This window comes from Streptomyces sp. NBC_00637 (genome assembly GCF_045161545.1).
In the GTDB taxonomy this organism is placed as follows: domain Bacteria; phylum Actinomycetota; class Actinomycetes; order Streptomycetales; family Streptomycetaceae; genus Streptomyces.
Window position 1 is genome coordinate 4,099,019 of the sequence record NZ_CP109046.1, and the last position, 13,114, is coordinate 4,112,132.

Sequence of the window (13,114 nt, forward strand, 5' to 3'; positions counted from 1 at the left end):
TGTGGCCCCTGTGACCGGAGGGCCTGGTGTTTCTTCTTCTGATCTGACCAATCAGCCCCGGCCGCTCCACCCCCGGCCGATGAGTCCTGGCATTCGCCAAGAATGGATTCGCATGTCCATAGCGAGACGTGTCACCGTGCGCCGCCTGCTGGGGACGGGCGCCGCTTCGCTCACCCTGTGCGCCGCTTCCGTCGCCGCCGCCTCCGGCGCCTTCGCCGGTACCGGCACGCCCGGCGGCGACGGCTGGAAGTCCGGCGGCCAGTACCAGCCGGGGACGGGCGCGGGCACCGAGACGGGCACCGACCGCTGCCAGTTCTCGCTCGACGGCACGCACTTCTACGACTCGGTCCGGGTCGACGACCAGAACCTCAGGCCGACCGGGGACGGCAAGATCCACGTCACGGTCCGCGCGGCCGGCGACGCGTCGACGTGCACCGCCTCCCTCGCCTCCTACCTCGCCCACGGCCCCGGCTTCGACACGTCCGGCGAGCAGGTCTTCGTCGACTTCGACAGCGTGACGGTCAAGCCCGGCCAGACCGACACCCTCGACATCGCGGTGCCCGACGCGGGCTGCTACGCGCAGATCGACCTCTACCGGGGCGCGGTCAAGTTCGACGGCGAGCTCGACGCGAAGGACGGCTTCGTCCACGGTGACCTGCCCAAGGGGCCGGACCGCCCGGTCATCAAGGACAAGCTGATCGCGGCCTGGAACGGCGGCACGAAGGACTGCACGGTCACCGAGCAGCCGCCGTCGTCCCCGCCGGCCGGGGGCGGCTCGTCGCCCTCGCCGTCCGCCTCGACCCCGTCGGAACCGACGAAGCCGTCGGAGCCCTCCGAGTCGGCGTCCGAGAGCGCGTCTCCGTCGCCGTCCGCCCCGGAGTCGGAGTCGGGCACGCCGACGCCGTCCGCGTCCGAGTCGACCGACGCGCCGGCCCCCACGCCGAACGGTGGCGGCGGTGACCTCGCCGAGACCGGCGCGGACGGCAACACCCCGCTGATCGCGGGCGGCGCGGCCGCGCTGCTGGCGGGCGGCGCGGCGATCGTCGTCGCGACGCGGCGCCGCAAGGCCCTGCGCGGCTGATACGCCGGCACGGCTGACACGGCCCAGGTGGCCGACGCGGCTGATACGGCCGGCACGGCTGATACGGCCGGCACGGCTGATGCGGCTGTACGACGCGGGCCCGGGGGAGACTCCCCAGGCCCGCGTTCGCCGTCGCGGGGCTTCAGGAGACCGATCGCCCGAGGAGGCCTCGGCTTCCGGAGCTAGCCCTCCACCACCGTCAGCCACAGCTTGACGTAGCGCTCCACATCCACGTCCAACGCCACGTCCACGAGGGTCTGTTCGCGTACGCCCTCGTGGATCTCGGACTCGCCGGGACGCGGGCGGCGGTCGACGACCGTCTGGCCGCGGGCCGGGCCGGGGGCCAGCGAGACCTCCACCGGGAGGAGCTCGGTGGTCAGGCCCGCCGGGTCGACCACCGCGCAGACCGCGCCCGCGTCGCCGAGACCGCCGGTGGGCGTGGGGTCGCCGGAGGTGGCCGGGTCGCGGTGCGCGAGGAGTTCGCCGGCCAGCCGCAGACGCGGCTCCGCGCTCGCCCGCAGCCGCGCCACGTCCGCCGCGGGCACCAGGACCCGCTTGAAGACGTCCAGCCCGTACATGGTCATCGGCACACCCGCGGTGAGCAGGATCGCGGCCGCCTCCGGGTCGTGCCACACGTTGAACTCCGCGACCGGCGTGGCGTTCCCGGTCGTCACCGCGCCGCCCATGAAGACGATCCGCTCGATGTTGCGGGTCACCTCCGGGTGGGTGCGCAGCAGCAGGGCGATGTTCGTCAGCGGGGCGGTGGGGATGAGGGTGACCGGGCGCGGAGAGGCCAGGATCTCGCGGCGCAGCAACTCGACCGCGTCCACGTCGACCGGCCTGCGGGTCGGGGCGGGCAGACCCAGGTCGCCCATGCCGTCCTGGCCGTGCACATGCCCCGCCGTGCGGACCGGTTCGATCAGCGGCCGCTCGGCACCCCGGGCGACCGGGATGTCCCCGGCGCCCGCGTACTCCAGCACGGTCAGCGTGTTGCGGACCACGCCGTCCACGTCCGTGTTCCCGGCCACACACGTCACCGCCCGCACATCCAGGCCGGGATGGCGTACGGCGAAGAGCAGGGCGAGGGCGTCGTCGACACCCGTGTCGCAGTCGATGATCACGGGGATGGGCTGCTCGGTCACCTTCGGACTCCTTCCGCACCACGGTCGCCGTCACCCCGACCCTATGCGGGCGCGTTCCCGGCCACCGTCCCCGTGGGCGCGGGCGCGTTCACGCCCACAGCCCGGTCCCGCGTGCCGCCGCCCGCTCCCCGATCCGGCGGAGCAGTTCCCCGGCGGGCAACGCCCCCGGGCGGCGGCCGTCGCGCAGCCGGACGGCCGCCAGGTCGTCCCGTGCCTCCCGTTCCCCGATCACCGCCTGGTACGGCACCAGCCGCGCCGCCCGGACCCGGGCCCCGAGACTGCCCCGGTCCGGCCCGGCGCACTCCGCCCGCAGCCCGGCCGCCAGCGCCCTCCGCACCAGCTCCGCCGCCTGTTCCTCCTGCGCCTGCGACACCGGCAGCACGACCAGCTGGACCGGCGCCAGCCACACGGGGAACGCGCCGCCGTGTTCCTCGAGGAGATGGGCCACGGCCCGTTCCACGCTGCCGATGACGCTGCGGTGCACCATCACCGGGCGGTGCCTCGCCCCGTCGGCGCCGATGTAGTGCAGGTCGAAGCGTTCGGGCTGATGGAAGTCGATCTGGACGGTGGAGAGGGTCGCCTCGCGGCCCGCGCGGTCGGTGATCTGTACGTCGATCTTCGGACCGTAGAAGGCGGCCTCGCCCTCCACCGCCTCGTAGGCGACGCCCACCTGCCGGAGTACCTGCCGGAGCAGGTCGGTGGCCCGCCGCCACAGCTCCGGATCGGCGACGTACTTGCCGCCCTCGCCCGGCAGGGAGAGCCGGTAGCGGGCCGGGCGGATCCCCAGGTCCGCATAGGCGCGGCCGATGAGCTCCAGCGCGTCCCCGGCCTCCTCCGCGGCCTGCTCCAGGGTGCAGAAGATATGCGCGTCGTTGAGCTGGATGGCCCGTACACGGGTCAGCCCGCCGAGCACCCCCGACGGCTCGGAGCGATACATGCCACCCAACTCGGCGATACGGAGCGGTAGTTCGCGGTAACTGCGGGAGCGGGACCGGTAGATGAGCGCGTGGTGGGGGCAGAGGCTGGGACGCAGCACGACCTGCTCGGCCCCCAGCTCCATCGGCGGGAACATGTCCTCGGCGTAGTGGTCCCGGTGACCCGAGATCTCGTACAGCTCGCGCTTGCCGAGCACCGGCGAGTAGACGTGCCGGTAGCCGGCGGCGCGCTCGGCCTGCCGGACGTACTCCTCCAGCGCGTGGCGTACCACCGCCCCGTCGGGCAGCCAGTACGGCAGGCCCGCGCCCATCAGGGGGTCGGTGTCGAACAGGCCCAGCTCGCGGCCGAGCCGCCGGTGGTCATGGTTCTGGTTCTGGTTCTGGTTCTGGCCGTGGCCGTGGCCGTGGCGCTGGCCGTGGCCGGGCTCCGGAGCGTGGTCATGGTTCCGGTCCTCGTCGTGGTCCCGGTCCTGGTCGTGGTCCCGCTTCTGGTCGTGGTCCCGGTCCTGCTTGTGGACTTGGTCGTTCACGGGGGCTCCCTCGGTCGGGGAGGGGCGAGGGGCCAGGGCATGTCGAAGCCCCGGGGCACTCGCCCCGGGGCTTCGGCATCCAGTTCGTGGATCAGCGCGCCGGGACGGGGTCCGGCGTCGTCGTGAGGGACGGCTGGGCGCGCTTCATGCCGACGACCGTAGCAACGGCACCTCGCGCGCGGCGACGCGTTTTCCCGCGCCTGCCCCCCGCCTCGGGCCCGCGCGGCCGTCACCACCCGAGCGCGCCACCCGCCCGCAGCAACGCCGGTAACCCGTACGGCCCGCCGCGCTGGTCGGGTCGCGGCACCGGTGTTGCCGTGAGAGGAGGCACCCGCGCGCACTCCTGGAGGCACCCCCCGATGGCTCGTCCCACCGCCCTGGCCTCCACGCTTCTCCTGGTCACCGTCGCCGCCCTCACCAGCGGCTGCGCCACCCTCGGTCTGGAGCATCCGCCGACCGCCGCCCCGGCCACCCCGACCGTCGAGCGGTCCTCGGCCCGACCCACCGCGCCGACCACCTCGCCCGTCCTCACCGAGGCGCAGGCCCGCGCCGCCCTCATCACCGAGACCGACCTCGGCGCGCCCTGGACCCCGACCCACGGGGCCGCCACCTGGCGGGACGGCATGCTCAAGGCGACCACCTCCACCCCCGACTGCCAGAAACTCCTCGACGCCCTGTACGCCGACGAGTTGCTCGGCGGCCCCGCCCGCGCGGTCGTCGGACTCGACGATCCGGACGCCGGCGCCCAGCTGCGCTACCAGCTCAGCGGCAGCCGTCCGGCGGACGTCGACGCAAAGCTGGCCTGGCTGAAGACGATGCCGCAGAAGTGCGCCCGGTTCGCGGCGAAGGCGACCGGCGACACCGTGCTGGACGCGCAGGTCTCCGAGCTGCCGCTGCCGGAGGTGGGCGACGCCCGGCAGGGCCTGCGCGTGACCCTGACGATCTGGGCGACGGCCGAGAAGAACCCCGGCGGCGACCCGACCGCCCTCACCCTGGACGTCGCCGCCGTCCGGGCCGGCGAGGACTCCTTCGCCCTCACCAACGGCGGGCTCAACGACGCGCCGAACGCGGCGACCCAGGCGGCCGTCCAACTCGGCGTCCGACGGCTGGCCGACGTCAGACAGCAGGGGAAGGTACGGGTCTGAGGCGTCACAGGGGCGGCGAGGAAGGTCCGGGCGGGGTACGGGGCCGAGGCGTCACAGGGGCGGGTCGTCGTCGAGGCGCATGCGCAGGGCGACCACCTCGTGGGCCAGTTCCAGCACCGTACGGCTCTTGGCGAAGGCGTGGCCGCGCAGCAGGGACAGCGCCTCGTCCGCGGCGACACCGAGCTGGGCCATGACCATCCCGACGGCCCGGTACACGTCGTCGTGGTCGGTGGCCAGCGGGCTGAGCCAGTGACCGGCCTCGTCCGGGTCGTCCGACCAGGCCCGGGGCAGCGCCACCAGCACCTCCGTCACGATCTCGGCCACCGCCCGCGCGGTGCGGACCTCGTCGGCGGCGAACTCGCCCGGCCTGTCCCGGTAGAGGTCGAGGGTCCCCACGCACACCGCGCGGTCGCCCAGCGGCAACGCGTACACCGACCGCACCCCCAGGGCCGCCGCCTGCTGGGCGAACACCGGCCAGCGGGAGGCGTCCCGGCCGGACATCAGGTCCGGGGCGGAGACCACCGCACCCGTCTCGGCCGCCTCCAGGCAGGGGCCGTGCCCCAGGGTGACCTGCAACTCCATCACGGACGCGGCCTGCTCACCGCTCGCGCTCAGCGGCACCGGCATCCCGTCGCCGCGCAGCGACACGCCGGCCCCGCTCACCGGCAGCAGCTTCAGCACGGCGTCGCACAGCCGCTGCGGCACCTCCCGCGGACCCGCGCCCCGCGTCTCCTCGGCGATGACCTCGGCGACCCGGTCCCGATCCCGGCGGCCCATGGTCATCACCGCCATCACCTCCGCCGGTGGGCCGCTGCACCTCTCGTGGTGCGCCGGGTACCCCTCGCCCACCGGCGGAACCGGTCTCGACTACGGCTTCTCGTACGGATCCGCGGGCTGTTTCACCCGGGTGACCGTGGCCGCGTCCAGGGCGGGCGGCCAGGCCACGTCGGAACCGAGGCTGCCCTTCGGGCGCCAGGTGCCGGTGACGGTGACCCAGGTGTCGGCGGGCAGGACGTCGTCGTCCGCGTCCCGGATCTCGACCTTGCCGGTGGTGGCGTCGGCGGCGCAGCAGGTGACGAGAAGGCGGGTGACGTACCAGGCGCCGTCGTCGCCGTGGGTGACGAAGCCGGTCAGACGGACCGTACGGCCCTTCAGCGAGCGACCGCTGTCGTAGATCGCGCGCGAGCCGAACTCGGCGACCGTCAGCCGGACCGGGTTCCCCGCCGGGAGCGCCGGGAAGGTGCCGACGCCCTGCGCGGCCCGCTGCGCGGCCTCGCGGCCGGCGCTGTAGGAGCCGAGGGCCGGGGGCGGGAAGAGGAGCAGGGCCAGGGCCGGGAGGGTGAGCAGCCAGGCAACGCGGGGCCCGGCGGGACCGTGGGAATGTCCCTCGTGTCCCTCGTGTCCCTCGAGGCCCTCATGACCCTCATGACCCTCATGACCCTCATGACCCTCATGACCGGCGTACCCGTCGTCGTCCTCGTGCTCGGCACCCAGGTGGGTCGCGTCCTGGTCGCCGTCCGCGTGGTCGCCGTCCGCGTGGTCGCCGTCCTCGTGCGGGTCGTGCGGGTCGTGCGGGCGGCGACGCAGGACCGCCGTCACGACGCCCAGCAGCACCAGGGCGACCCCCGACACGATCAGGTAGGGCCGCAGGCCCGCCTGGACGTAGCGCAGGTACAGGTCGCCGAAGAGGGTGATCCGCAGGACCGCCCCGCCCGTCAGGAGAAGCAGCGCCGCCGGTCCGAACCGCCTCACAGCAGCCACCACCCCACGAGAACACTGGCGGCCACGGCCACCACCCAGGTCGCCGACGCGAACCGGACGGCGAAGGACCGGCCGAAGGTGCCCGCCTGGAGGGCGAGCAGCTTCAGGTCCACCATCGGACCCACCACCATGAACGCCAGCCGCGCGGTGGCCGGGAAGGCGCTCAGGGAGGCGGCGACGAAGGCGTCGGCCTCGCTGCACACGCACAGCACCACGGCCAGGACGGCCAGCAGCGGCACCGCGAGCCAGGGCGACCCGGTGAAGACGTCGAGGACCGAGCGCGGGACGGCGATGTCGAAGGTCGCCGCGGCCGCCGCGCCCAGCACCAGGAAGCCGCCCGCGTGCAGGAAGTCGTGCTGAAGACCGGTGAGGAAGGCGCGCGGCCCGGTGGCGTGGTCCGACGGGGTGCCGCGCCCCGGCAGCCGCAGCCACTTCTCGTTCCCGAACCGCGCCCACAGCCAGCCCATCACCACGGCGGTGCCCAGCGAGGCGACCAACCGGGCCGCCACCATCTCCGGCTGCCCGGGGAAGGCGATCGAGGTCGCGACGAGCACCACCGGATTGATCGCCGGCGCGGAGAGCAGGAAGGCGAGGGCGGCCGCCGGGGCGACCCCGCGCCGCATCAGGCTCCCGGCCACCGGCACGGACGCGCACTCGCAGCCGGGCAGCACCGCCCCGGCGATACCGGCCACCGGCACGGCGAGCGCCGGGTTGCGCGGCAGGAGCCGCCGGAACACCCGCTCCGGCACGAACGCGCCGATCGCCGCCGAGACGACCGTACCGAGGAGGAGGAACGGCACTCCCTGGACGGCGACGGCGGTGAACACCGTCCACCAGGCCGCCACCGGCGGTGTGTAGAGGTCGAGCGCGAGCGTCGGTCCGAGCACGGACACGACCGTCGCGATGGCGAGGAGCGCGACACCGCCGAGCACGGCGTACACGGACGCGCGCACGACGACCCGCAGGCCGTCGGCCACCGTCCGTTGGTTCTCCACGCGGCGCACGCTAACGCCCCTGACCATGAGGACGCTGTGACCTCGGACGGCCCGGGAAGCGGAGGCGGGGGCGGAGACGGAGACGGAGACGGACGCGGGAACGCTAGAGCGGCGGCTGGGCGGGCGCCGGGCCCAGCGTCGTGGTCCCCGGCGCCGTACGGTGGCCGAGCCCCGTCCGGTACGCGTCGAGCGCCGCCTCCACCCGCCCCGTACGCCGCAGCAGGTCCCCCAGCATCCGGCAGAGATCGGCGAGGTCCCCCGCGGCGCCCGCCCGCTCCAGCAGGCTGAGCGCGCGCACGTAGTGCTCCTCCGCCGCTTCCGTGTCGCGGGCGTCCTCGGCGATGATCCCGAGCAGCCGGTGCGCCCCCGCCGAGTGCACGGCGCCGCGCTCGGGCGACAGATCACCGAGCACGGTGTGCAGCAGCGCGGCGGCCTCCTCCGACTTGCCCCGCCGGTGCAGGACGTCGGCCAGCTCGACCGCGACCTGGCTGCTGTAGAGGGCGGCGCGCTGCGCGGAGAGCATGGCCTGAGCCTGCTTCAACTCGTCCTCGGCGCGCTCCAGTTCGCCGTTCTGGGCGTAGACGTAGCCGCGCATCCAGTGACAGTTGGCGAGTTCGGTACGGAGCTGGAGCTGCCGGTAGAGCTCGGACGCCTTGGCCAGCGAGGCGTCGGCCTCCACGAGACGGCCCTCGGCGAGCAGGGTGCGGGCGACCGACCGGTGCATCCGGGCGACCAGGGCGGGGTCGCCGGCCTGGGGCGCGAGGGCGAGGGCGAACTCGGCGGCCTGCGCGGCGCGGGCCTGGGCGCCCATGTCCATGTACGGGCCGATGACGGACGCATAGAGGAGGAGCAGCGCGTCGGGGTCGTGCAGGCCGCCCCGGTTGAGCTCGTCGAGCGTGGACTCCAGCAGGTAGACGGCGTAACGGAGTTCACCGGCGAGGTAGTGGGCGACGGCGCGGCCGCGCAGGGCGGGGACCCGGGCGGGGAGCGGCGCGTGCGCGAGAGCGGCCTCGGCCCGCTCGAAGCAGCGCAGGGCCGTGTCCAGGTCCCCGGTATCGATCCCGCATTCGCCGAGGCCGAGCAGCGCGGTGGCCTCCTCCTCCGCCAGCCCGTGCTCCCGCGCCTCCGCGAGCAGCGCGGTGTACTGGAGCGCCGCCTCCTCGGCCGCCCCGGTGGCCAGCGCCCGCTGGGCCTCGGTGAGCCGGAGCCGCAGGTCGGTGACGAGACGGGCGGGCCGGCCGGTCGCCAGCTCCTCGAAGTCCACGCCGAGCCGCTCGGCGATGTGCTTGAGCGCCTCGTCGGAGGGCCGCACCCGGCCGGCCTCCAGGGTGGAGACATAGGCGGGGGTGTACGTCGGCTCCGCCAACTGCCGCTGTGTCAGACCCTGTTCGACCCGCAACCGCTGCACCCGGCGACCGACGACCTCCGGTTCGTCCCGCTCTCCCACGTCCGACTCCCCCAACGACCCCTATGCCTCTTGCCGTTGGACTATCGCAGCCCCTAGGTTAAACGGCGAGTTAAGCATGCTTAATAGCTGGCTGACGTGAGTATCGCAGTCGCCGACGTTGCGAGGTAGCCGTGCACGGACGCCCTTCCGCACGCCCTTCCGCACGCCCTTCCGCGCCCTATGCCAGGGCCGTCGCCGCGGCGCTCCTGGCCGTGACGGCCCTGATCACCGCGGCCAACGCGGGCCCGGCCAGAGCGACGGACGCCGGCCCGCCCTCCCCGTCGGCCCGGCCCGAGACACCGGGACACCGCTAGAACCTGCCGCCGGAGACCTTCCGGTCGCACACCGGCCGCCACGTGCTCGGTCGACACGTGCTCGGTCGGAACGGGCGCGTCGGTACGGCGCGTCCGCTACGCCCCCACCGCCGGGGCGGCTCAGCCCTGGGTCCGGAGCTGCCGCAGCTGTTGCCGGACGTGGTCGAGCGCGCCCTCGCGGCGGCCCGGCACCCGGCCGCGCAGCTGTGCGATCGCGGGGCCCAGGGCGCGGGCCCGCGGCACGTCGGGGATCCGTCCCCACTGGTGGTGCGCCCGGTCGACCGCCGCCTCCACGGCGGGCGCGTCGGCCGGCTGCCCGGCCTCCAGCCGGGCGGCGGCGACCGCCATCCACGTGCGGCAACTGCGCTCGGCGTCCCCCGCGAACATCGCCAGATCCGCCCGCACCTCACCCCAGTGCAGCGCCTCCTCCGACCCGGCTCCGCGCGCGAGGGCGGCCTCCTCCTGAAGCCGCGCGGCCAGCACGTCGGCCTCGGCATGCCGCCCGTCCCGCACGGCCGTGGAGATGGCGACGTGCGGATCGGAGTCACGTCTTTCCGGCCCGCCCGAGGACACACCGGCCACCCCTGACGCGGGCACCACGGACGCGACCACCCCGGCCGCACGCGCCCCGGACGCCGGAGCCGCCGGCCCGGGAATCCGGGGGCGGGCAGCCTCCGCAGCGAGGGGGACGGCGGACACGTCCGAGTCGGGGGACACGTGAGAGACGGGGGACGCGTCCGAGACGGGGGACGTGTCCGAGACGGCGGGCGCGGCGGCCCACGCGGCGGAGCCGACCGGTACACCGGCGGCCACCGGAAGCACCGGAGCAAGGGGCGCGCCCGAGCCGGCCGGCACGCCGAAGGCGCCGGCCACCGCAGGGGTCAGGGTCGCCGCCGAGCCGGCCGGCATACCGGAAGTTTCGGATACCGCCGGGTCGAGAACTACGCCCGGGTCGAGAGGCGCACCCGAGCCGACGGGCGCGCCGAAGGCTTCAAGGGCCGTCCGGGCGAGCGGTACGCCCGTGGCCGCGGCAGGGGCGCGGAAGGCGCCGGGCGCCGCCGGGGCGACAGGTCCGCCGGAGGCGGTGAGCACCAGGTCGCCCACCTCGCCGTCGCCCGCGATGCGGGCCAGCGCCGCCTGGTGCAGGCGGTCGACGGCCGGACGGCCGCCGCTGCGCAGTATCGTCGCGACCGCCCTCATGTACGACGGCGCGGCGACGGCCCGGCGGCCCGGCGGCGGCGCGATCCGCCCGTAGACGGCGGCCGCGGGACCGCAGTCCAGGGCGTTCGCCCGCAGCCAGTCCCACGTCTCGGGGTCCGCGCGCAGATCGAGCACCACGGTCGTGGAACCCGGCGCCCGCAGGCGCAGCTCCTCGCGGAACCAGTGCCACGGGAACGCCGTGTACCGCACGGTCGGGGGAGTCGTACGGGCGAGCGCCAGGTGGGGCAGCCGCTGCCGCCGGTCGAGCTGGAGCTGGCCCGTGACGAACAGGGTGAGCGGGCCGGGGGCCACCGCGGCGGCCCGCAGCCGGGTGAGGACGGCCTGGGGATCCAGCGGATCGGCGAGTTCGACGACGTTCGCGGTGTCGGTGCCGGCCAGCACGGGAGGCGGCACGGCGGCGAGCACGGGGAGCACGGAGGCCGCGTCCACCAGACATCCCTTGCCCATGGGCGAGGCCGCGAGCAGCAGCACGGTCCCGGGCATGGTCCCCTCCCGCATGGTGCCCTCCCCTGTCGATCACGTACCTCAGCACCGTAACCGCTGCGGGTGCAAAGGGGAGCCTCAGCCCTGCAAACGTCCCTCCACGGGGCCTTCGTCGGACGCCGTCCCGGGCGGTACGGGCGGTACAGGCGGCCCGGGCGTCCCGGGCGGCACGGGCCGCACCGCGAAGACCGTCGTGTCGTCGGCGAGACGCCCCCGGCAGTGCCGCAGCGTGCCGTCCCGGACGAAGGCCACCAGCCGGCCCGGCTGCGCCGTCCGCGGATCGCGTTCGAGGGCCGCGGCGACCTCCTCGGCCAGCGGATAGAACGCACCGGCGCGGTCCCGCGCCTCCGTCACCCCGTCGGTGACCAGCAGCAACGTCTCGTCGGGCGCCACGGCCACCCGCAGCACCGGCGGGAGCCCGTCGTCCCGGGCGACGAGTTCACCGAGTCCGAGGGGCAGTCCCTCGCCGTTCGGCAGGGTTCGCACCCCCTCCGGGCCGCCGACCGCGAGCGCCGGCTCGTGCCCGAATCCGACGATCTCCACCACGCCCCGCTCCCCCACGGCCGTCCGGCCGTCCCGCACTCCCTCGGTCCCGCTTGCGCCCACGCCCCTGTCGCTGTCGCCGTCCCCGCGCCCGCGCCCGTCCCCGTCCCCGTTCCCGCGCCGGGGGAACGCGATCAGTACGGCCGTGGCGAAGCGGTCGCCGTCCGCCCACCCGAGGGCCGCCGTGTGCGCACGGTGCCGTCGCATCCGGGTCTCCAGCCGGTCGGCCACGGCCGCCAGATCCGCCTCGTGGTACGCGGCCTCGCGAAAGGTGCCCAGCAGCGCGGCGGCCGCCTCCACCGCGCCCAGCCCCTTGCCCTGGACGTCGCCGAGGAGGATCCGGGTGCCGTGCGGGCCGGGCTGGATGTCGTAGAAGTCGCCGCCCACCCGGGCCTCGGCGTCGGCGGCCAGATAGACCGCCGCGTGGTCGAGGCCGCCCCAGCGCGGCGGCAGCGGACGCAGCACCGTACGGCGCGTCGTCTCGGCGATGTCCATCATGTGCACCATCCGCCGCTCGCCGCGCACCCGCACCGACGCGGCGAGCACGGACAGCACCCCGCCGACGAGCACCAGCACGAAGTCGGCCGCGCCCTCGCGGTACTCGGACGGCCAGGCGGCGTCGCTCAGGGTGTACGTGAGCAGGGCGAGCGCCGCGAAGAGCGCCGTCGTCCACACCCCGCAGAGCGCGGCGGCGATGGCGGCGACGAAGACGCACCAGGAGACGATGCGGAACTCGCCGGTGGTGTTGAAGTCGGCGTAGGTGATGGCGACGAGCATCACCAGCGGCACCAGCCAGGTGACGCTGCGGCCCCGGATCTGGAGCAGTTGGTGCCGTTGCAGGACATCCCGGCGCCGGGCCCGCGGATAGCGGTCGAGCAGGCCGTGACCGCCGGACTCCATGAGGTCAGCGAAACACGGGGGCCCACCCTCCGCATCCGGGAACCCGCGCACGGATCCGCCCGCGGTGATCCCGAGCGCGAAACCCGGTGCACCCGACTTGCCACCGTCCCCGCCCAGGTGTGCCCTGGAAGACGGGGGCGAGGAGAGAGGAGTCCTCTCATGGCTCATGCGGCACCCGCGTCAGGCGTACGGACCCCGTCCGTACGGACCCGTACACCCGACGTCTTCAGCGAACGCGCCCACCGGACCGCGGCGTGGGCGGCCCCCGTGGCACTCGGGCTCGTCTACGGCTACTGGGTCGCGGCCAACAGCCGCTCCGGAGGCCCCATCACCGGCTGGAACCTTCTGCTCGGCTTCGTGAGCGCGCTCGTGTTCGCGCTGCTGTGGAGGGGCATCCACGCCCTGGCCCCCCACATGCGGCGCGAGCTGCACGCCCTGCTGTGGACGGCGTTCGCCGGCTGCGCCTTCGGCTTCATGTACAGCGTGACCGGCGAGAGCATCCTGCGCTCCGTGGGGATGTCGCTGGCGGTCGCGGCGGGCGTCTTCGTGACGCTCTTCTACCGCTTCTACACGCACGAGGACGCGGAGGGACACCGTATCCGCTGAACCGACAGCCA

11 protein-coding genes are annotated in these 13,114 nt (G+C 74.7%); 3 read left to right on the forward strand and 8 right to left on the reverse strand.

The features are described from left to right. The first annotated feature begins 112 nt into the window (after positions 1-112). Complete coding sequence (locus OG440_RS17895) at positions 113-1,081, forward strand: LAETG motif-containing sortase-dependent surface protein (protein ID WP_406007825.1); 969 nt, start codon at positions 113-115, stop codon at positions 1,079-1,081. Positions 1,082-1,263: 182 nt separating this feature from the next. On the opposite strand, the gene OG440_RS17900 is transcribed toward OG440_RS17895, so the two are convergent. Then, positions 1,264-2,223, reverse strand: a complete 960-nt coding sequence (locus OG440_RS17900) for a nucleoside hydrolase (protein ID WP_406007826.1) — start codon at positions 2,221-2,223, stop codon at positions 1,264-1,266. Between the two features lie 88 nt (positions 2,224-2,311). After that, positions 2,312-3,688 (reverse strand): threonine--tRNA ligase, encoded by a 1,377-nt coding sequence (gene thrS / locus OG440_RS17905; protein ID WP_406007827.1) that lies wholly within the window; start codon positions 3,686-3,688, stop codon positions 2,312-2,314. A gap of 359 nt (positions 3,689-4,047) precedes the next feature. Between thrS and OG440_RS17910 the strand changes: the two genes are divergently transcribed. Next, entirely contained in the window at positions 4,048-4,833 is a 786-nt protein-coding gene (locus OG440_RS17910; RefSeq protein ID WP_406007828.1) for a hypothetical protein, read from the forward strand. Between the two features lie 51 nt (positions 4,834-4,884). Here the strand turns inward: OG440_RS17910 and OG440_RS17915 are convergent, their stop codons facing one another. The 6 genes from OG440_RS17915 to OG440_RS17940 all read right to left on the reverse strand — a co-directional run bounded on the left by OG440_RS17915 (position 4,885) and on the right by OG440_RS17940 (position 12,497). Continuing rightward, positions 4,885-5,616 carry a GAF and ANTAR domain-containing protein gene (locus OG440_RS17915; protein WP_406007829.1) on the reverse strand — a complete coding sequence of 244 codons (732 nt, stop codon included), beginning with the start codon at positions 5,614-5,616 and terminating at the stop codon, positions 4,885-4,887. Positions 5,617-5,700: 84 nt separating this feature from the next. Continuing rightward, positions 5,701-6,585: a TIGR03943 family putative permease subunit gene (locus tag OG440_RS17920; RefSeq protein WP_406011383.1), complete on the reverse strand. Its 885-nt coding sequence runs from the start codon at positions 6,583-6,585 to the stop codon at positions 5,701-5,703. Continuing rightward, on the reverse strand, positions 6,582-7,616 hold the full coding sequence (locus OG440_RS17925; protein ID WP_406007830.1) for a permease: 1,035 nt from the start codon (positions 7,614-7,616) through the stop codon (positions 6,582-6,584). The genes OG440_RS17920 and OG440_RS17925 overlap by 4 nt, the downstream gene beginning before the upstream one ends. 76 nt (positions 7,617-7,692) lie before the next feature. After that, positions 7,693-9,036 carry a helix-turn-helix domain-containing protein gene (locus OG440_RS17930; RefSeq protein ID WP_406007831.1) on the reverse strand — a complete coding sequence of 448 codons (1,344 nt, stop codon included), beginning with the start codon at positions 9,034-9,036 and terminating at the stop codon, positions 7,693-7,695. Positions 9,037-9,470: 434 nt separating this feature from the next. Further along, complete coding sequence (locus OG440_RS17935) at positions 9,471-11,054, reverse strand: hypothetical protein (RefSeq protein ID WP_406007832.1); 1,584 nt, start codon at positions 11,052-11,054, stop codon at positions 9,471-9,473. Between the two features lie 78 nt (positions 11,055-11,132). After that, the gene (locus OG440_RS17940; protein WP_406007833.1) at positions 11,133-12,497 is read right to left on the reverse strand and encodes a PP2C family protein-serine/threonine phosphatase; all 1,365 of its coding nucleotides are present in this window, start codon (positions 12,495-12,497) and stop codon (positions 11,133-11,135) included. A gap of 159 nt (positions 12,498-12,656) precedes the next feature. On the opposite strand from OG440_RS17940, the gene OG440_RS17945 reads away from it, so the two are divergent. After that, positions 12,657-13,103 (forward strand): hypothetical protein, encoded by a 447-nt coding sequence (locus OG440_RS17945; protein WP_406007834.1) that lies wholly within the window; start codon positions 12,657-12,659, stop codon positions 13,101-13,103. Positions 13,104-13,114 lie beyond the last annotated feature (11 nt).